The sequence below is a fragment of the Arthrobacter sp. 49Tsu3.1M3 genome (genome assembly GCF_900168135.1).
Lineage (GTDB): Bacteria > Actinomycetota > Actinomycetes > Actinomycetales > Micrococcaceae > Arthrobacter.
Map to the genome: position 1 here is coordinate 67,336 of NZ_FUZD01000004.1, position 18,066 is coordinate 85,401.

The 18,066-nt window shown below is 68.9% G+C and carries 17 protein-coding genes; 1 reads left to right on the plus strand and 16 read right to left on the minus strand.

Annotated features, from left to right (window positions below; translation table 11 throughout):
• Positions 1-29: 29 nt before the first annotated feature.
• From B5X90_RS06920 to B5X90_RS21580, 7 genes are all read right to left on the minus strand, one after another.
• A complete protein-coding gene (locus tag B5X90_RS06920) occupies positions 30-560 on the minus strand; it encodes a CinA family protein (protein ID WP_079551321.1) in 531 nt (176 codons plus the stop codon).
• Positions 557-1,195 carry a CDP-diacylglycerol--glycerol-3-phosphate 3-phosphatidyltransferase gene (gene pgsA, locus B5X90_RS06925; RefSeq protein ID WP_079551323.1) on the minus strand — a complete coding sequence of 213 codons (639 nt, stop codon included), beginning with the start codon at positions 1,193-1,195 and terminating at the stop codon, positions 557-559. Before pgsA ends, B5X90_RS06920 begins: the two co-directional genes overlap by 4 nt.
• Positions 1,196-1,216: 21 nt before the next feature.
• Entirely contained in the window at positions 1,217-4,174 is a 2,958-nt protein-coding gene (locus tag B5X90_RS06930; protein ID WP_079551710.1) for an FtsK/SpoIIIE family DNA translocase, read from the minus strand.
• A 244-nt stretch (positions 4,175-4,418) separates the two neighbouring features.
• Positions 4,419-6,110, minus strand: a complete 1,692-nt coding sequence (locus B5X90_RS06935) for a ribonuclease J (RefSeq protein WP_079551325.1) — start codon at positions 6,108-6,110, stop codon at positions 4,419-4,421.
• Positions 6,111-6,170: 60 nt separating this feature from the next.
• Positions 6,171-7,079, minus strand: a complete 909-nt coding sequence (dapA, locus tag B5X90_RS06940) for a 4-hydroxy-tetrahydrodipicolinate synthase (protein WP_079551327.1) — start codon at positions 7,077-7,079, stop codon at positions 6,171-6,173.
• A gap of 103 nt (positions 7,080-7,182) precedes the next feature.
• Positions 7,183-7,947 (minus strand): carbon-nitrogen hydrolase family protein, encoded by a 765-nt coding sequence (locus B5X90_RS06945; protein ID WP_079551329.1) that lies wholly within the window; start codon positions 7,945-7,947, stop codon positions 7,183-7,185.
• Between the two features lie 9 nt (positions 7,948-7,956).
• Complete coding sequence (locus tag B5X90_RS21580; protein ID WP_256860100.1) at positions 7,957-8,412, minus strand: hypothetical protein; 456 nt, start codon at positions 8,410-8,412, stop codon at positions 7,957-7,959.
• 115 nt (positions 8,413-8,527) lie between these two features.
• On the opposite strand from B5X90_RS21580, the gene B5X90_RS06955 reads away from it, so the two are divergent.
• Positions 8,528-9,781, plus strand: coding sequence for a heparan-alpha-glucosaminide N-acetyltransferase domain-containing protein (locus B5X90_RS06955; RefSeq protein WP_079551711.1), 1,254 nt, complete (start codon positions 8,528-8,530; stop codon positions 9,779-9,781).
• 50 nt (positions 9,782-9,831) lie between these two features.
• Here the strand turns inward: B5X90_RS06955 and B5X90_RS06960 are convergent, their stop codons facing one another.
• The 9 genes from B5X90_RS06960 to B5X90_RS07000 form a co-directional block, all read right to left on the minus strand.
• The gene (locus B5X90_RS06960; RefSeq protein ID WP_079551331.1) at positions 9,832-10,314 is read right to left on the minus strand and encodes a hypothetical protein; all 483 of its coding nucleotides are present in this window, start codon (positions 10,312-10,314) and stop codon (positions 9,832-9,834) included.
• A gap of 5 nt (positions 10,315-10,319) precedes the next feature.
• On the minus strand, positions 10,320-11,078 hold the full coding sequence (dapB, locus tag B5X90_RS06965; RefSeq protein WP_079551333.1) for a 4-hydroxy-tetrahydrodipicolinate reductase: 759 nt from the start codon (positions 11,076-11,078) through the stop codon (positions 10,320-10,322).
• A 239-nt stretch (positions 11,079-11,317) separates the two neighbouring features.
• Positions 11,318-11,848, minus strand: coding sequence for a molybdenum cofactor biosynthesis protein MoaE (locus tag B5X90_RS06970; RefSeq protein WP_079551336.1), 531 nt, complete (start codon positions 11,846-11,848; stop codon positions 11,318-11,320).
• Positions 11,838-12,350: a MogA/MoaB family molybdenum cofactor biosynthesis protein gene (locus B5X90_RS06975; RefSeq protein WP_018774473.1), complete on the minus strand. Its 513-nt coding sequence runs from the start codon at positions 12,348-12,350 to the stop codon at positions 11,838-11,840. The genes B5X90_RS06970 and B5X90_RS06975 overlap by 11 nt, the downstream gene beginning before the upstream one ends.
• Entirely contained in the window at positions 12,347-12,898 is a 552-nt protein-coding gene (gene moaC / locus B5X90_RS06980) for a cyclic pyranopterin monophosphate synthase MoaC (protein WP_372702875.1), read from the minus strand. Before moaC ends, B5X90_RS06975 begins: the two co-directional genes overlap by 4 nt.
• Positions 12,886-14,109, minus strand: a complete 1,224-nt coding sequence (gene glp / locus B5X90_RS06985; RefSeq protein WP_079551338.1) for a molybdopterin molybdotransferase MoeA — start codon at positions 14,107-14,109, stop codon at positions 12,886-12,888. The genes moaC and glp overlap by 13 nt, the downstream gene beginning before the upstream one ends.
• A 26-nt stretch (positions 14,110-14,135) precedes the next feature.
• Positions 14,136-15,704, minus strand: a complete 1,569-nt coding sequence (locus tag B5X90_RS06990) for a molybdopterin-dependent oxidoreductase (protein ID WP_256860115.1) — start codon at positions 15,702-15,704, stop codon at positions 14,136-14,138.
• 149 nt (positions 15,705-15,853) lie between these two features.
• Positions 15,854-17,221 carry a sensor histidine kinase gene (locus B5X90_RS06995; protein ID WP_079551340.1) on the minus strand — a complete coding sequence of 456 codons (1,368 nt, stop codon included), beginning with the start codon at positions 17,219-17,221 and terminating at the stop codon, positions 15,854-15,856.
• Positions 17,208-17,951: a response regulator transcription factor gene (locus tag B5X90_RS07000; RefSeq protein WP_079551342.1), complete on the minus strand. Its 744-nt coding sequence runs from the start codon at positions 17,949-17,951 to the stop codon at positions 17,208-17,210. The genes B5X90_RS06995 and B5X90_RS07000 overlap by 14 nt, the downstream gene beginning before the upstream one ends.
• Between the last annotated feature and the right edge of the window lie 115 nt (positions 17,952-18,066).

Here is an 18,066-nt window from a genome sequence, read left to right on the forward strand (position 1 = left end):
TTCGGACTCAACTTTTGTTCCCGGCAACTTTACGCCCGGTAGCCTTCGGAAGATAGGGCCTCCAGCAGACGCTCCAGCGCGGCGCCGCAGGCGAGTGCGCGGATCTCGGCGCGGCTGCCGTCAAAGGAATAGGGGTACGACGTCGATCCTTCCGCCGTGGCGATGCCGACAAAGACCGTGCCCACCGCTTTGCCGTCGTGCGGTTCGGGACCGGCCACGCCGGTGGTGGACACGCCGATATCGGCACCGCAGATGCGGCGCGCCCCGTCGGCCATGGCTGCGGCTACCTGGCCATCCACGGAGCCGACGGCGTCGAGCAGCTCACCGGGGACGCCGAGGACGTCGGCCTTGACCTTGTTGGCGTAGGACACCACGCCGCCCTTCAGCATCCCGGAGGCGCCGGGCGTGTCGGCCAGTACGGCGGTGACCATCCCGGCGGTGAGCGATTCGGCGGTGGCGGCGGTCAGGCCGCGGCCGAGGGCGCCGGTGACGGCCTGCTCCGCCAGACGGTGCAGGTTGGGGTGCAGGTTGGGGTGAGGAGCGGGGTCCGGCTGGTTCATGGCTTGTTCTCCCTTGAACGTTGTTTCTCTGCCTTGATGCCGGCGGCCCGCAGCTTGAGCGCCTCAATGACGTATTCGCCGCCGGTCCACAGGGTGATGGCCAGGGCGGCCATCATCACGATGAACGCCACCACGCCCAGCCACGGGGCGAGGGATGCCAGCGGAAGGACGTAGAGGAAGATGGCCGCCGTCTGCACCACCGTCTTGAGCTTGCCGCCGCGCGAGGCCGGGATGACGCCGTAGCGGATGACGAAGAAGCGCAGCGCGGTGATGCCCCACTCCCGGACCAGGATCAGGATGGTGACCCACCAGGGCAGTTCCTGGAGCAACGAGAGCATGACCAGCGCGGAGCCGATCAGGAGCTTGTCGGCGATCGGGTCGGCAATCTTGCCAAAGTCGGTGACGAGGCCGCGGGACCGGGCGATGTCGCCGTCGAGCTTGTCCGTGTAGATGGCGACCGCGAAGACGAAGGCGGCCGCCCAGCGCCAGACGCCGTTCTGGGCCTGCAGCCCCGGCGCGTCGAGGAGCAGGAACCAGACGAAGAACGGCACCAGCACTATCCGCAGCATCGTGAGGACATTCGGCAGGTTCCAGATCCGCGAGGCGGATCCGGCGTTGGCTTCGGCGCTATTCACCTTCCTAGGCTACCGTCTGCGCTACCGGCCGGTGAGCGACCAGGCGTCCTCTGAGCCGTCCTCGTCGCCGGAACCGCCGTCGGCGCCGTCGTGGTAGTCGATCGCCTGGGTGCGGTTCTCCAGGTCGGCCGCCACGAGGTCCTCGGCGTAACCGCCCTGGGCGATGTTCGCGTTGGCGTTATCGCTCAGCGCCGCGGTCTGCGAGTCGGTGGACACCGGGCCGTCCTGGCCCTTCATCGCGGCCAGCACGGCGGCGAGGTCATCGGGTTTGACCAGCACGTCGCGCGCCTTGGAACCTTCGGAGGGCCCCACCACTCCCCTGGACTCAAGCAGGTCCATCAGGCGGCCGGCCTTCGCGAAGCCGACGCGGAGCTTGCGCTGGAGCATCGAGGTGGAGCCGAACTGGGTGGTGACCACGAGCTCGGTTGCCTGGAGCAGGACCTCAAGATCGTCCCCGATGTCGTCATCGATCTGCTTCTTCTGCGCCTCGGGCGCGACGTCGTCGCGGTAGACGGCCTTGAGCTGGCCCTTGACGTGCTCGACGACCTTGTGGATCTCGGACTCGGTGACCCATGCACCCTGGACACGCATGGCCTTGGAGGCGCCCATCGGCAGGAACAGGGCATCGCCCTGGCCGATGAGTTTTTCGGCACCCGGCTGGTCCAGGACCACCCGGGAGTCGGTGACGGAGGAGGTGGCGAAGGCCATGCGGGAGGGCACGTTCGCCTTGATCAGGCCGGTCACGACGTCGACCGAAGGGCGCTGGGTGGCCAGAACCAGGTGGATGCCGGCCGCACGGGCCAGCTGCGTGATGCGGACGATCGAGTCTTCGACGTCGCGCGGAGCCACCATCATGAGGTCGGCGAGTTCATCCACGATGACCAGCAGGTACGGGTAGGGCTTGATGACGCGCTTGGAACCCTCGGGCGGGTGGACCTTGCCGGCCCGGACAGCCTTGTTGAAGTCATCGATGTGCTTGAAGCCGTAATTGGCGAGGTCGTCGTAGCGGGCATCCATTTCCCGGACCACCCACTGCAGGGCCTCGGCCGCCTTCTTCGGATTGGTGATGATTGGGGTGATGAGGTGCGGGACCCCCTCGTAGGCCGTGAGTTCCACGCGCTTGGGATCCACCATGACCATCCGGACCTCGTCCGGGGTGGCCCGCATCAGGATGGAGGTGATCATCGAGTTCACGAACGAGGACTTGCCGGCACCGGTGGCGCCGGCCACGAGCAGGTGCGGCATCTTGGCCAGGTTGGCCACGACATACCCGCCCTCGACGTCCTTGCCGACGCCCATCACCATGGGGTGGTCGGTGCGGCGGGCGTTCTGGCTGCGGAGCACGTCACCCAGGGACACGGTTTCGCGGTCCGTGTTGGGGATTTCGATGCCGATGGCCGACTTGCCCGGGATGGGGCTCAGGATGCGCACATCCGAGCTGGCCACGGCATAGGAGATGTTCTTGGACAGGGCGGTGACCCGTTCCACCTTGGTGCCCGGGGACAGTTCGATTTCGTAGCGGGTCACGGTGGGGCCGCGGCTGAAGCCGGTGACCTGCGCCTCCACGTTGAACTGGTTGAGGGTCTCGGTGAGCGAGGCGACAATCGCGTCGTTGGCCTCGGTGCGTTCCTTGGGGATGGAGCCGGGCGTCAGCACGTCCGACGCCGGCAGGGTGTAGGTGACGTCGCCGGCCAGGGAAAGCTGCTCGGTGCGTTGCGGAATCGGGGTGGGCAGCGGTGCGGGCGCGACCGGGTTGGAGGGGACCTTGGCGGCCGCAGCGGCGGCATTGAGCGATCCCGCGGCCACCATCCCCGGCGTGACCAGCGGGATGGCCTCGGTGGCGTCGCCGCTGGACTCCGCTGCGCCGGCGGATCCTGCCGTGCCGAGCCCCTGGGCGGCTTTGATCTTTTCGACGGCGATTTCGGCCTGGGTGGGACGGCGGACGCCGGGCGCGACGTCGGGCGCGGCGTCGGCTGCGGCGCCAGAGCGCGTCCTGCCCTTCGCACCCTTGGCGGGAGGTGCGTCGGCCGCCTCCTCATCTGCGATGAGGGCGCGTTCGAAGGCCTCGTCGCCGACGTAGCCTTCCAGACCGGACTCGTCGTCGTGGTCCTTGCCGAAGAGGCGCTTGCGCTTCTTCTTGGGGGCCGGTGCGTCGTTCTCGTACAGGTAGCTGCGGTCGTGGCGGTCGCCGTCGTCGTCGTCCTGCAGGTCGATGCCCATCAGGTGCTCGTAGGCGTCGCGCAGGCGGCCGGGAATGGCGCCGAAGGGCGTCGCGGTGACGATCAGCAGCGAGGTGAAGGCCAGCAGGCCGTAGACCGCGACGGGGACGGCGGTGTGCACGGCGGCCAGCGGGGCGGCGGCGAGGTAGCCGAGCATGCCGCCGGCGCGGCGCAGGCCATCGAAGCCGTCGGCGACGGTCGGCTGGCCGCCAATGATGTGGGCCAGCCCGGAACCGGCGAACGTCATGATGAGGAAACCGATGCCGACCCGGTTGTTGCCGCGGCCGTCGTCTGGCTGGCGGAACAGGCGGAAGGCGCACACAAACAGCATGAGCGGCAGCAGCAGGGCCATCCAGCCGAACGTGCCGTTGACGATCGCAAACACGAGGTCAGGAAGCCAGCCCTGGAACCCCCACCACGCGAAGGTGGCAACGAAGACTCCCAGGGCCAGGTTGAACAGGGCGGCGCCGTCGCGGCGTTCCTCGGGGGCGAGGTCGCTGACGTCGTGGCCGACCCGCCGGATGCCGGCACCGATCACGTGGGCGACGCCCAGCCAGGCACCGGCCAGCACCCTCACCACCCAGGGCTGGTGCGGCTCAACAACGGCCAACTGCCGGGTCCGCGCGGTGCCCGTGGTTCCGCCTGCGGCTCCCCGCGGCCGGGCGGATTTGGATGCGGCGGGACGGGACCCCCGGCCGGGAGAACTGCCTGATTTGCCGCTTGAGTTTCCTCTAGGCGCGGAAGAAGTACGAGTCGCCATACCCGCCACGGTACCGGATGCCGGGCCGAAAACCCCGAATTTCCGGGCGTCCGGGATCATGTTGCCGCCACCGCCAACGGGAACGGCCTCCCCCGCCTCCCGCGGCGCGCAGGCTGCGGGTTGGCCGGGAAGGCCGTTGACCAGGCATGTGCCCGGCAGGGTGAAGGAGCTACACCCCGTGAACCACCTGAGGCTTACGCCCGGTGAACCACCTGAGGCTTACGCCTCAAGGACCACCTGAGGCTTACGCCTCAAGGACCACCGGGATGATCATGGGCTTGCGGCGCAGCTTGCGGTTGACCCACGTGCCAACGACCCGGCGGACGACCTGCTGCAGCTGGTGCGTCGTGTGGTCCGTGCGGTTCAGCACGGCTTCCTCGAGGGCCTCATTGATCTTGGGGATGATCTCGTCGAAGACGGAATCGTCCTCGGCCACGCCGCGGGCGTGGATCTCCGGCCCGGACACCACCTTGCCGGTGGCACGGTGGATGACCGTGATGATGGAGATGAAGCCCTCATCGCCGAGAGTCTGGCGGTCCTTGAGGTCTGCTTCGGTGACTTCGCCGACGCTGGAGCCGTCGACGTAGACGAAGCCAACCTCGACCTGGCCCACGATGTCGGCCTGGTGGTCGCGAAGATCGATCACTGTGCCGTTGTCCGCGAGCAGGATGCTTTCCTCCGGCACGCCGGATTCGAGGGCGATCTTGCCGTTGGCGATGAGGTGGCGGGTTTCGCCGTGCACCGGCATGGCGTTGAGCGGCTCAAGGATGTTGTAGCAGTACAGCAGCTCGCCGGCGGCGGCGTGGCCGGAGACGTGCACCTTGGCGTTGCCCTTGTGGATGACGTCGGCACCGAGCTTCAGCAGGCCGTTGATGATGCGGAAGACGGCGTTTTCGTTGCCGGGGATCAGGCTCGAGGCGAGGATGACGGTGTCGCCCTCGCCGACGACGACGCGGTGGTCGCCGTTGGCCATGCGGGACAGGGCGGCCATGGGCTCACCCTGGGAGCCGGTGGACATCAGCACAACCCGGTTGTCCGGCAGGTTGTCGATGTTCTTGATGTCGACCAGGATCCCGGCCGGGACCTCGAGGTAGCCCAGTTTCGCGGCGATGGCCATGTTCCGGACCATGGAGCGGCCCACGAAGGCAACCTTGCGGTTGTGGTTGGCGGCGGCGTCGAGAACCTGCTGGACGCGGTGCACGTGCGAGGAGAAGGACGCGACGATGATGCGCTTGGAGGCCTGTCCGAACAACCGGTCCAAGGTCGGCCCGATTTCCTTCTCGGCGGTGGTGAAGCCCGGGACGTCGGCATTGGTCGAATCCGACATGAACAGGTCCACGCCTTCTTCGCCCAGCTTGGCGAAGTGCCGGAGGTCGGTGATGCGGCCATCCAGCGGCAGCTGGTCCATCTTGAAGTCACCGGTGTGCAGGACGGTGCCGCCCGCGGTGCGGAGGAACACGGCCAGGGCGTCCGGGATGGAGTGGTTGACGGCGACGAACTCACATTCGAAGGGCCCGTACTTCTCGACCTGACCCTCGACGACGATCTTCGTGTTCGGCTTGATCCGGTGTTCCTGCAGCTTGGCCTCGATGAGGGCCAGGGTCAGCTGTGACCCGACGATGGGGATGTCGGCGCGCAGGCGCAGGAGGTAGGGGACGGCGCCGATGTGGTCTTCGTGACCGTGGGTCAGGACCACGGCGACGATGTCCTGGAGACGGTTCTCGATGTAGGAGAAGTCCGGCAGGATAAGGTCGACACCGGGCTGGGTCTCTTCGGGGAAGAGCACGCCGCAGTCAACGATGAGGAGCTTGCCATCGATCTCGAAAACGGTCATGTTCCGACCGATTTCCCCGAGTCCGCCGAGCGGCACGATCCGCAGGGTGTTCTTCGGGAGGCGCGGCGGCGTGACAAGGCCGGGAAGGGCGGTTTGGGTCATAGTGCACTACTTTCCAGGCTGAAGCCGGGCTGGTTCTTAACCATCAGGATTGGCTCCCGATCAGGAAAAGACCATCCCCGCTTCCGCCAAATCCTCGCGGATGGTTGCGATCTCGGCCTCGCCCGGCTCCACGAGGGGCAAACGGACAACCGAGTTGGGCAGGACTCCCTGCCACTTAAGAACCTGCTTGGCAGCGACAGCACCCTGAATGTGGGTCATCACTGCGCGGACCACGGGGTCCAGTTCGAAATGTAGGGTGCGGGCGGTAGCAAAATCGCCTGCAAGTGCGGCATCGATCAGCACACGGAATTGACGTGTCGCGACGTGCGCGGAGACGCTGACCAGCCCGACGGCGCCGGCGGCCATCCACGGCAGAGTGAGGCCGTCGTCGCCGGAGTAGACATCAAGATCGGTGTTCGCCAGAACGCGCGTGACGGCGCTGAAGTCGGCCTTGGCGTCCTTGAGGGCGACGATCCTGGGGTGGTCGGCGAGCCGGATCATGGTCTCGGGCAGGATGGGCACGCCGGCGCGGCCGGGGATGTCGTAGACCATGACGGGGAGGTCGGCGGCGTCGGCCACGGCCTCGACGTGCGCCTGGATGCCCGCCTGGCTGGGCTTGTTGTAATACGGCGTGACGATCAGCTGGCCGTGTGCTCCGGCCTTGGCGGCGCGCTTGGCCATCTCGATCGAGTGCGAGGTGTGGTTGGTCCCGGTTCCGGCGATGACCTTGGCGCGGTCGCCCACGGCCTCGACGATGACGCGGAAGAGCTTCTCTTTTTCGTCGTCCTCGAGCGTGGAGGTCTCCCCCGTGGTGCCGGAGATCACGAGGGCGTCATTGCCGTCGTCGACGAGCTTGCTCGCCAGTTCCGCCGACTGCCGGTAGTCGACCTCACCGTCCGATGTGAAAGGCGTGACCATGGCAGTCACGAGGGTCCCGAACGTGTAAGAGCGAATATCAGAGTCAGCCATATGAAAAACGTTACCTTGTCTGCGGCATGTTAGGACAATGGCGGCGGTGTGACGAACGTCAAACTCGGCGGCCGTGCGTCACGTTTCGGCGGCCCGGCCGGACTCAGGGCCGCCGAAACCGCGCCAGCACGCTGTGTTGAAGACTGGCGGTCAGCACCTCGGTACCGGCGCCGGCCGCCTGCCGCAGCGGGAGCCCGTCAGGACCCCAGAATCCGCTCAGGCCACACGACGGGCCGAGCGGCGTGGCGCCCGCCAGGTTCGCCAGGACGGAGAACATCCGGTTGTCCATGGCCCGGGCGCCGAGATGCAGTGCCAGCCGGTGGTCTTCGCCGGCCGTGTAGAGGGCCGAGACGGCATAGATGTCCGCCCCGGCGTCCGCGGCCCATTCCGCGTGGCCAGGGCGGGCTGCGTCGAAGCAGATCGCCAGGGCGACCTTCCAGCCGTCGATCTCCAGGACCGCGGGATTGCTGCCGGCCACGAAGAGATCCTGCTCGGGTCCGTGCAGGTGCGTTTTGAAGCTGGTCTCGATGGAGCCTGTGGGGTGCACTGCGAGGGCGGCAAGCCGCGGCGTGCCGTCCGTGTCTTTGAACGCGGCCCCGACCACGGCGGTTATGCCGGTGCGCCGGCAGATTTCCCGGATGCCGTCCAGCCGCCGGTCAGCCGCGCTCAGCCACTCCCCGGGGCCCTCCAGCAGGTCCAGCCGGTATCCCGTCAGCGAGAGTTCGGGAAAGATGACAAGCCGGGCTCCATGCGACTCGGCGTCTTCGATCAGCCGGATGTGCTCGGGCACATTGGCGGCAACGCCACCATCCAGGGCCTGGTATTGGACGGCGGAAAGCGTCAGCGCGGTGATTGAGCCAGTGGTCACCCTGCCATCCTATGCACCCCGCCTTTCGCCGGAGGGAGCCGAGGGCGCGGAGCAGTAACGCCCAACGGCGGTTTCGCGGAGGGCCTCTGCCCAGGCTGCTAGGCGCTGGGCCGCCCGCACATAGTCGAACAATTCGGTTGGAGTGAGGGCGTCGAGGTCCGTCTCGGCCAGCCGGCGGGCCAGCTCAGCTCCCGGCGGCACCGCAGCCAGCGCCGCTCCCTCCTTCCCCCACTGGACGTCCTCGGCCGGCTCCCCTGCGACCAGTCGCCGGAAGAGGAAGTCCACGACGCCCGGGCTCATGGCCTTGAGGACGCCGGCCGCCGGCTCGCCACCGTTCGTCCGTCCGCCAGGCGTCGCGCTGGTCCGTCCCTGGCCCGACGGATCCGGGCCCGGAAATTGTCGGCTTCTGGATTCCCGGCCGGTGAATTCGGGCTTCAGGAAGGCTGGCTCTGGGGCGTCGTTCATGCGCCCATCGTATTCGAACATATATTCGAATACAAGACTCGAACGGAGAAGGATCGGCGCTGTGGGCAGGCCGAAGTTGAGACGATCACCGGGCCGATCGTGAGACGATCAGATGATGACGGCGCGCGGAATGACTACTGCTGCCCGGACCGTCCGGGGCCCTTCCTCCGGCGTCCGGCTGGCCGGTATTGACGCCGCGCGCGGCCTGGCCCTGCTGGCCATGATGGCCACCCACGTGCTGGCGACCTTTGAGCCGGACCCGCAGCTCACACCCACCTGGATCGGCCTGGCGTTTTCCGGACGGGCAGCAGCGCTGTTCGCCGTGCTGGCCGGAGTCGGCCTTGCCTTGTCCACGGGGAAGCAGCAGCCGCTCGAGGGCGCCGAACTGAGGGCGGCCCGCAGAGGCATCGCCCTGCGGGCGCTCGTGATCGGCGCCGTCGGGTTCTCCCTGGGCGGGCTGGAAGTCAACATCGCCGTAATCCTGGTCCACTACGCCCTGCTGTTCCTGTGCGTGCTGCCCTTTATCGGGCTCGGGGTGAGACGCCTGGCCGCCTTCGCGGTCCTCTGGATTCTGGCAGCCCCCGCCCTGGCCTACCTCCTGCGGCCCTGGCTGCTGTCCGCCGATCCACCCCTGCGGCTGGGACACAACCCCAGCTGGGAGGATCTGGCCACCCCGGACAGGCTGCTGGGCGACCTCTTCCTCACGGGCTACTACCCTGTCCTCCAGTGGATCGCTTATCTCCTCGTCGGGCTGGTGATCGGCCGGATGGCGCTGTGGAAAGGCGCTGTGCCGTTCCTGCTCGTTGCTGCCGGCACGGTGGTGGCCGTCATGTCCAAGTGGCTGGGGACGCTCATGTTGGAGGACTGGGGTGGCAGGCAGGCCCTTCAGGCGCACATCGGCGATCCCGCCTACCCGCTGGAGAGCCTGCTGCAGGTCAACCTGGCCGGCATCGACCAGTCAGGCTCAGCGTGGTGGCTCGCCACGAGTGCACCGCACTCCGGCACCACGCTGGACCTGTTGCACACCTCGGGGGCCGCTGCCGCCGTGATCGGCCTGTGCCTGCTGCTGGGCCGCCTGGGCGACTGGCTGGAACTGGATCTGCTGCTGCCGCTGCGCGGAGCCGGGGCCATGACGTTGAGCCTCTACACTGCCCACCTGTGCATCATGGCCGCCCTGCACGATCAGCCGTTGATGCCGGGCTGGAGCGTGGAGGGCGTGTATTTCGCTCAGGCTGTCGGGATGCTGGTGACCGGCGGAGTCTTCGCGGCCATGGCGTGGCGCGGGCCGCTGGAGTGGGCGACCCATGCAGCCAGCCAGGCCGGCCGCCACCAGCCGGCCCAAGTCCGCCGGCCCCGACGCCTGCGCTAAGTTCCGCCGCCAGGTCCGGCACCGCCCACCGGCCTTTCCGCCGGGGGACGCTAGTTCTTCTGCACCCCGGAGCGGAACATCCGCACGGCGTCGCGCATTGAGGCGCGGGCGCGCTTGCGGTCTCCGGCAGCATCGTAGGCGCAGCTGAGCCGGAACCAGGAACGCCAGTCCTCGGGGGCCGCTTCGGCCTCGGCGCGGTACTTTTCAAATTCGGCGTCGGCGGCTTCGCGGATGATCCGGCCGGCGGGCGTGCGCGGCAGCGTGTCCTCCGGCAGGCCTCCCTCGGCTTCGAGGATCTTCGCCAACCGCTCGGTCCGCGCACCAAACAGCAGTTCCCGAATCAGTGCCCAGGCCCCGATGACCGGCAGCACCAGGTAGGCGACGCCGATCGCCTTCGCCACGAGGCTGGGGTCGGACATCAGGAGCACGGAACGTTGAAGGGACACCACCAGGTAAAACACGAGCAGCAGGGTGACGGCCCCCACCCAGATCTTGGTGCGGTTCGCTTTCAGGGCTGTCAAGGCAGCGGACATCGGACTCAGAGTCCCAGGTCCAGGTAGCCGTCGAGTCCCACGGTGAGGCCGGGGTGAGCGGCGACGCTGCGGATCCCCAGCAGCACCCCGGGCATGAAGGACGCACGGTCGAAGGAGTCGTGGCGGATGGTCAGCTGCTCCCCCGGCCCGCCCAGCAGGACCTCCTGGTGCGCGACAAGACCGGCCAGCCGGACACTGTGGACCCGGATGCCGTCGACGTCGGTGCCGCGGGCACCGGCGAGTTCCGAGGTGGTGGCGTCCGGGCTGGACGGCACGCCAGCCTCGGAGCGCTCGGCCGAGATCAGCTGTGCCGTGCGCACGGCCGTGCCGGAGGGCGCATCGACCTTATCCGGGTGGTGCAGCTCAATAATTTCAACGGACTCGAAGTACTTGGACGCCTTGGCGGCGAAGGCGGAGGCCAGGACGGAGCCGAGGGCGAAGTTCGGGGCGATCAGGACGCCGACGCCGCGCCGGTTGGCGAGGAGTTCTTCCAGCCCCGCGAGCCGGCCGGCATCCCAGCCGGTGGTGCCGACCACGGCGTGCATGCCGTGCTCGATGGCAAAGCGAACGTTCGCCTCGGTGCTTTCGGGGACGGTCAGGTCCACGACGACCTGCGCGCCGGAGCTGACAAGGGAGTCGAGGGAGTCGTTGCGGCCAAGCGCCGCGACGAGCGTCAGGTCCGCGGCGGCGTCAATGGCCTTCACGGCCTCTGCGCCCATGCGCCCGCTGGCGCCCAGCACGGCGACGGAGAGTTGTTCGGTCATGCCATCAACCCTACCGCCGGGGCCGGTGCGTTCCGGAACCGGCGGCCCTTGGTTACAGGGCCGCCGCCAGGGGCGATAGCCTGACCGCCACGGAGCCTGAGCAACGTTCCGCAAGGCCATGGCCGCCGGCTCGATGGGTCACACGCCAGCCCGGGCCTGTCAGGCTGGATTGGCGCCGCGCGTCTGTCAGGGTTCTTTCCTCCTGATCCGGAGCGGGCTTCCTGCCGGTCACCACTGGTCTACTCGCCGGCGCCGACCCACTCCACAGTGCCGTCGGCGAAAAACTGTTCCTTCCAGATCGGCACTTGGGCCTTGATCCGGTCGACGAGTTCTGCGCATACGGCGAAGGCCTGGCCGCGGTGGGCCGCCGAGACGGCGCACACCAGGGCCGGATCGCCGATCTCCAGCATGCCGATCCTGTGGGCCGCCCAGATCCGCACCGGCTGCCGCTCTTCCTGGGCGGCGACGGCACCGCCGGTGCCGGCGGCGGCGTCCTCCGGAGATCCGCCGGGCGCGCCGTCGCCGGCCGGGGCCGAGTGCTCCGCCACAAGCCCGGCGACGACGTCGGCGATCACCTGGTGCGCCGTGGGGTGGGCGCTGTAGCTGAGCCGGGAGACCTGCTTGCCGCCGTCGTGGTTGCGGACGACGCCGCTGAAGCTGACCACCGCTCCTGCCGTGTCCGACTCGACCGCCGCGATGGCCTGCTCCACCGAAATGGGTTCGGCGCTCAGCACGGCGTGCACGATTTCAAATCCGGTATTAGTGCCCATGGCTGCCTTCCAGCTGGTCGCAAAGGTGTCCAAGAATGGGATCCAGCACGGCCAGGCCGTCCATCACACCCTTCGGGGATCCGGGCAGGTTCACGACGAACGTCCGGCCGGCCGCGCCCGCGTGGCCCCGGCTGAGCATGGCCATCGGCGTCTTGGCCGTTCCGGCGTTCCGAATGCCCTCCATGATCCCCGGGATTTCCCGGTCCAGCAGGGGCAGCGTCTGCTCCGGCGTCGCGTCGGTGGGGCTCAGCCCGGTGCCGCCGCTGGTGATGATGACGGCCGGCTGCTGGCTCAGCAGGGCCCTCAGCGCGGCCCCGACCGGCGCCCCGTCCGGCACCACCATGGCCGGGAACGGCTCGAAGCCGTGCTCGGTGAGCCAATCGATGATCACAGGACCCGTGAGGTCCTCATAGACACCGGAGGCCGCCCGGGTGGAGGCGATCACGACGCCGGCCTTGCGGCCTGTGGCCTCGCCGTGGCGGTGGGGTTCGGGCATGTTCATAGGGTCCAGTCCCCGCTCTTGCCGCCGCTTTTGGCGAGCACTTTGATATCGGTCAGGACCGCGTGCTTGTCCACGGCCTTGATCATGTCGTACACGCTCAGTGCCGCGACCGTCGCGGCAGTCAGGGCTTCCATCTCGACCCCGGTGACGCCGCGGGTCTTGACCGTGGCGAAAATTGTCACGGCGTCGGTGTCGAGCTCAAAGTCGACGGTGACCTTGGCGATCGGCAGCGGGTGGCACAGCGGGATCAGGTCCGGCGTCTTCTTGGCCGCCATGATCCCGGCGATGCGGGCCACGGCCAGGGCGTCGCCCTTCGGGAGCTCGCCGCCGCCGAGGAGGGACAGGACCTCGGCCGTGCTGCGGACTGTCGCGGTGGCCGTGGCTTCCCGGGTGGACTGCGCCTTGTTGGACACATCCACCATCTGGGCCGTGCCGTCGTGGCGGAGGTGGGTCAGGCGGGTGTTGCCCACTGCGCTTTTGTCCGTTTCGCCGTTGTCCGCTGGCGCGGCATCCGCTTGAGGGTTTTCTACATCATTCACAGGATCCATACTTCCACTTCGTCGCCCGCTGCGAGCGCCGCCGTTCCCTCTGGCACGTGGACCAGGGCGTTGGAACGGGCCAGGGCATGAACCAGGTGGGAGCCGGCGCCGCCCTCCAGCCTGACTGTGCCGTCCGGAGCCAGCGTGCCGCGCCGCACCTGGTGCTTGCCGGCCGGGGATGTCAGCGGTTCGGCGAGGCGCGCGCGGACGGCGGGCCGGGGCGCCGGGGCGCCGAACAGTTCCGTGAGGACCGGGCGCAGGAACATTTCGAACGACACGAGGCAGCTCACCGGGTTACCCGGGAACCCCAGCACTGGGACACCGTCGAAGCTGCCGATCCCCTGCGGGCCGCCCGGCTGCATCGCCACGGCGCCGAATTCGACGTCGTGTCCGGCCATCGCCTGCCGGACCACCTCGTAGGCACCTTTGCTGACGCCGCCGGTGGTGACGATCAGGTCCACGGCGGGGGCGTGCCGGCGCAGCAACACGGCGAGCTCATCCGGATGGTCAGAGGAGATGCCCGTCCGTGTGACCTGGAGTCCGGCCTGGCGCATAGAGGACTCGAGCAGTGTGCCGTTGGAGTCGAAGATCTTGCCCGGTCCCAGCGGGCTGCCCGGTTCCACCACCTCGTCGCCGGTGGTGACCAGGAGGACCCGGAGGGCGGGACGGACGGGCACCTCCGTGTAGCCCATGGCCGCCAGCAGTCCCAGCTGGCCGGGGCCGAGGAAGGTCCCCGCGCCGAGGGCGAGCTCGCCGGAGCGGATGTCGCTGCCGGCGTCGCGCACGAACGTTCCGGCGGCGGCCGCCGGCAGCTGGACCGTGGCGGGCTCCCCCGGTACCGGGAAGGAATCGGGCACGGCCTGCTCGATGGGAACGACGGCGTCTGCCCCGGCCGGCATCATCGCGCCGGTCATGATCGGGGCGGCCGTGCCGGCGGCCAGTTCCGCCGGTGCGGCACCGGCCGGGACGGGCGCGACGACGCGCAGTTCCCTGCCGCCGTCGGGCACGTCGGCGCTGCGGATCGCGAAGCCGTCCATCTGCGAGTTGGCGAAGGGGGGAAGGGCCAGCGGCGCCAGGATGTCGGCGGCGAGCCCCCGGCCCAGGGCTTCGAGCAGCGGGAGCCGTTCCACCCGCCCTTCGGTGCGCAGGGGGGCCAGCAGGGCCCGCACCTTGTCCCGGTGTGCTTGAACGCTGACATGCCTTGTCTCGGTGCGGTGCATGCGTTTCCTGACCTCTGCTCGGCTCGCTAGGACTTCACGTCAACTCTAACCGTGTGGTAACCCGTGGCTCCGTTCGGCGCGACCGGGGCGGATTCCTCGGCCTGCGGCACGCCGTCGAGGGCTGTGGCCCGGACCTGGACCTCGTATTGTCCCGGTTCCAGCGGCAGGGCCAGCTTCCACTGGTACCAGGTGTCCTTGGAGATGCCGGTGGCCAGCTCGGCCTGGTGCCAGTCGCCGCGGTTGACCCGCAGCTCCACCTTGCCGATGCCCGTGTGCTGGGCCCACGCGACGCCGCCGAAGACAACTGTGCCGCCCTTCACGTTGGCCCCGTCGCGCGGCACGTCAATGCGGGACGATGTCTTGATGGGCCCGCGCTCGCTCCAGCCGCGGGGCGTCCAGTAGGCGACGTCGTCCGCGTACCGGGTCACTTTGAGTTCGGTGACCCACTTCGTGGCGGAGACGTAGCCGTAAAGCCCGGGCACGATCATCCGGACGGGGAATCCATGTTCGAGCGGGAGCGGTTCCCCGTTCATGGCGACGGCCAGCAGCGCGTCGCGGTTGTCCGTGAGGGCCTCCAGCGGGGTCCCTGCCGTCCAGCCGTCCGTGCTGCGGGAGAGCACCATGTCCGCCCCGGGCTGGGGGCCGGCCATGGCGAGCAGTTCGCGCACCGGCCAGCCGAGCCAGCGGGCGTTGCCGATCAGGTCCCCGCCGACCTCGTTGGAGACGCAGGCGATGGTCACGTGCCGTTCGGTCAGGGGTTTGGTCAGGAGGGTGGCGAAGTCGAGCTCGATCTCCCGTTCCACCAGGCCGGTGACTTTCAGCGTCCATTCCGCAGGATCCACCAGCGGGACGCGCAGGGCGGTGTCGATCCGGTAGAAGTCCCTGTTCGGCGTCACGAGCGGGCCCAGCCCGTCCAGCCGGATCTCGGCGCCGGCCGGGATGGGCGGCGCGGGAGCTGCGGGCACCGGGAGGACCAGCTTGCTGCGCACGTCGCTGACGACGGCGGCCGCTCCCCTGAGGGTGGAGGCGAGCACACCGGCGACGGCGGCAACCGCGGCTGTCCCGCCCAGCGCCAGCAGGAACCGGCGCCGCGCCGGACCGGATTCGTTGGCTATAGCATCTGCAGGGGCCACGGCAGGGGCGTCCTGCGGGGCCGGCTCAGCCGGTGGTGTTTCCGGCGGACCGGGCGCCACCGCCGGTCTGCGTCCAGCATCGGGTTGCCACTCCAACAGTTTCCGGATGAGCCACCGCAACAGCGCGATCCCCACCAGTGCCACCAGCACCGGGACGGGGATGGCGTTGGCGGTCAGGTCGGCCCGGCTCAGCACGGCCACGAGCCCTACCGCGCCGAATACCGCGATGAGAATCACGCCGGCGAAACGGCGCCGCACTTCAAGGACTCCGGACAGTGCCGCGAGTGCGGCGATGACCAGGGCCATGCCGCCCAGCAGTGCCACCTTGTCCGCCGTGCCGAATAAGGAAATGGCCCACTCCTTGACGCCCGGCGGGACGGTGTCGATCACGGCCCCGGCGACGGCCGTCACCGGAGACACCGTGGGGCTCACCAGGCTGGCCGTGAGTTCCCCGAGGACCACCGCCGTCCCCACGGCCACCAGTCCGGCCCCGGCGGCCCACAGGTCCCGGGACTGCCGCTGCCGGACTCCCGGTTCCGTAGGCTGCTCTTCCCTGCCGGAGAGTGTCCCGCCGGTTTCCTTCCCCTGCCCGTCAAAGCCGACCCCGCTGCTCACTGTGCCCGTCCCGTCCGGAGTTTTTCCTCTACCGCGTCGCGCGGAATCCTGTTGTGTGCTCCCGGGGCTGCTGCTCCCCCGGCGGCAGGCTCCCCGGCAGAAGTGCCGTGGCTGCCGCCCGGCTCCTGGCCGGCTGTTCCCTGGCCGGGGAGCAGCAGCGAGAACCGGCATCCGCCGTCGACGTTCTCCACGGTGACGGTGCCCTGATGGGCGCTGACGATTCCGGCGACAATGCTCAGGCCAAGGCCGGCGCCGCTGTAGCGCATGACGCCTGCCGGCTCATCCTGCCCGGGCACCCGGAAGCCGCCGCCCGGGGCCGCGCCATCAGGGGCCATACCGTCCAGTCCGTCCTCCGGGGCGGCCCAACGGCCGGCCTGCCGCCGTGCCGGGTCCTTCTGCCAGCCGGTTTCGAACACATGCGGGAGGTCCGTTTCGGGGATCCCGCCGCAGCCGTCGGTGACCGCTACGACGGCCCGGTCACCGTCCCGGCCGACTTCCACGGTGACCCGCGAGCCGGGTCTGCTGTGGACGATCGCGTTGAGCACGACATTCCGGATGGCACGCCCCATCGAGGGGCCGTCGGCGAGGGCCAGGCTTTCCCGCTGGCCGCCGCCGTCGAGCGTAATGCCGTGCTGCTCCGCCAGCGCGGCGAGGTCGGCAATGGCGTCGCTGGCGAGGTCGTACAGGTCCAACGGCTCGGCCTTGAGCCGCATCGTTCCGGCATGGATCTTCGACAGTTCCAGGAGGTCGTTGACCATGCCGGCCATGAGGTCGGTCTGCGCGATGAGCTTGCGGTAATAGCCGGGGACATCCGCGGCCATCCCGTCTTCCAGGGCCTCGGTCATGGCGCGCATGCTCGCCAGTGGCGTCCGCAGGTCGTGGGAGATCCAGCTGACCAGTTCGCGGCGGGCGTTTTCGACGGCGGCCTCCCGTTGCCGGGAGGCTTCCAGCATCCGACTGCTGGATTCGAGCTCGGCGGCGAGGGCAGCAAGTTCGTGGCTCATCACCGGGGACTGGATCCCGGGGCTCTCGCCGCGGCCGATGCTCCGGGCAGCCTCGACCAGCGCCTTGGCGTTCCGCGAGACCCTCGATCCGAGCACGAGCGCGATCGAAACAGCCACGGCGGAGGCCACGGCCAGGACGTACCACATCACTTCGAGGTCCCGGGCCGAGATGAACATCGCATTGAAGGCGCTGACCATTCCGGCCGTCAGGACCGCCACGGCGGCGAGCACCACCACACAGATCTGGACCGCGAACGAGGCCCTGCGCAGGGATTTCAGGATCAGCAGCGACGCGGCCCCGATCACGGCTCCCCAGGCCACGGCCCAGCCGATGATGGTCAGGAGTTCAGAGGTCTGCATCGGCGGACTCCTCCTCGTCGCTGGGGTCCAGTCGGTACCCCACGCCCCAGACCGTTTTCAGGACAGAGGGTCGGGTGGGGTCGTCCTCGATCTTCTCCCGCAGCCTCCGCACGTGCACCGTGACAGTGGACAGGTCCCCGTAGTCCCAGCCCCAGACGGCCTTCATGAGTTCCTCGCGGCTGAAGACCTGCCGGGGACGGCGGAGCATGAAGGCCAGCAGGTCGAACTCCCGGGCCGTCAGTGCCAGGGGCCGGCCGTGGCGGGAGACGGTGCGCGCGGCCGGGTTGAGGTCGAAACCGCCCACTTCGACGGAGGGCTCCGGGCTGAATTCGGGAATGCTCCTGCGCAGGACCGACCGGACCCGCAGTACCAGTTCGCGGGGTGAGAACGGCTTGGTGACGTAGTCGTCCGCGCCGGCTTCCAGGCCGAGGATCCGGTCGTCTTCCGTTCCGAGGGCAGTGAGCATGATGACCGGGACACTGTGTGCGGCACGGAGCCTGCGGCAGACTTCCACGCCGTCCAGGCCCGGCAGCATCCGGTCCAGCAGGACGAGGTCCGGTCGGCGTTCGGCCGCAAGGCGCAGGGCCGTGAACCCGTCGGCGGCGAGGACCACCTGGTATCCAGCCTGGACGAGGTAGTCCCGGACCACTCCTGCGATGGTCGGTTCGTCCTCGACGAGGAGGATGCGCCGGTACTCCGTTGCGTCCGGGGCCGGCTGGGTCTTGTTCACGCTTCCAGCATAGGTTCGCGGCCACGGTCAGGGCAGGGCTCCGGATCCCGGCCGGACATCGTTCCCGAATCCGTAATATCCGTGCCGTCATGCGGCTGTGACGTGGGCCGCGAGG

Bases quoted from the DNA above. Each gene is read 5' to 3' on its own strand.
- B5X90_RS06960 (WP_079551331.1), bottom strand. From the start codon at position 10,314: ATGTCCGCTGCCTTGACAGCCCTGAAAGCGAACCGCACCAAGATCTGG.
- dapB (WP_079551333.1), bottom strand. From the start codon at position 11,078: ATGACCGAACAACTCTCCGTCGCCGTGCTGGGCGCCAGCGGGCGCATG.
- dapA (WP_079551327.1), bottom strand. From the start codon at position 7,079: ATGGCTGACTCTGATATTCGCTCTTACACGTTCGGGACCCTCGTGACT.
- moaC (WP_372702875.1), bottom strand. From the start codon at position 12,898: ATGGATCCTGTGAATGATGTAGAAAACCCTCAAGCGGATGCCGCGCCA.
- B5X90_RS06930 (WP_079551710.1), bottom strand. From the start codon at position 4,174: ATGGCGACTCGTACTTCTTCCGCGCCTAGAGGAAACTCAAGCGGCAAA.
- B5X90_RS06920 (WP_079551321.1), bottom strand. From the start codon at position 560: ATGAACCAGCCGGACCCCGCTCCTCACCCCAACCTGCACCCCAACCTG.
- B5X90_RS06975 (WP_018774473.1), bottom strand. From the start codon at position 12,350: ATGAACATGCCCGAACCCCACCGCCACGGCGAGGCCACAGGCCGCAAG.
- B5X90_RS06995 (WP_079551340.1), bottom strand. From the start codon at position 17,221: ATGCAGACCTCTGAACTCCTGACCATCATCGGCTGGGCCGTGGCCTGG.
- B5X90_RS06970 (WP_079551336.1), bottom strand. From the start codon at position 11,848: ATGGGCACTAATACCGGATTTGAAATCGTGCACGCCGTGCTGAGCGCC.
- glp (WP_079551338.1), bottom strand. From the start codon at position 14,109: ATGCACCGCACCGAGACAAGGCATGTCAGCGTTCAAGCACACCGGGAC.
- B5X90_RS06955 (WP_079551711.1), top strand. From the start codon at position 8,528: ATGACGGCGCGCGGAATGACTACTGCTGCCCGGACCGTCCGGGGCCCT.
- B5X90_RS21580 (WP_256860100.1), bottom strand. From the start codon at position 8,412: ATGAACGACGCCCCAGAGCCAGCCTTCCTGAAGCCCGAATTCACCGGC.
- B5X90_RS06935 (WP_079551325.1), bottom strand. From the start codon at position 6,110: ATGACCCAAACCGCCCTTCCCGGCCTTGTCACGCCGCCGCGCCTCCCG.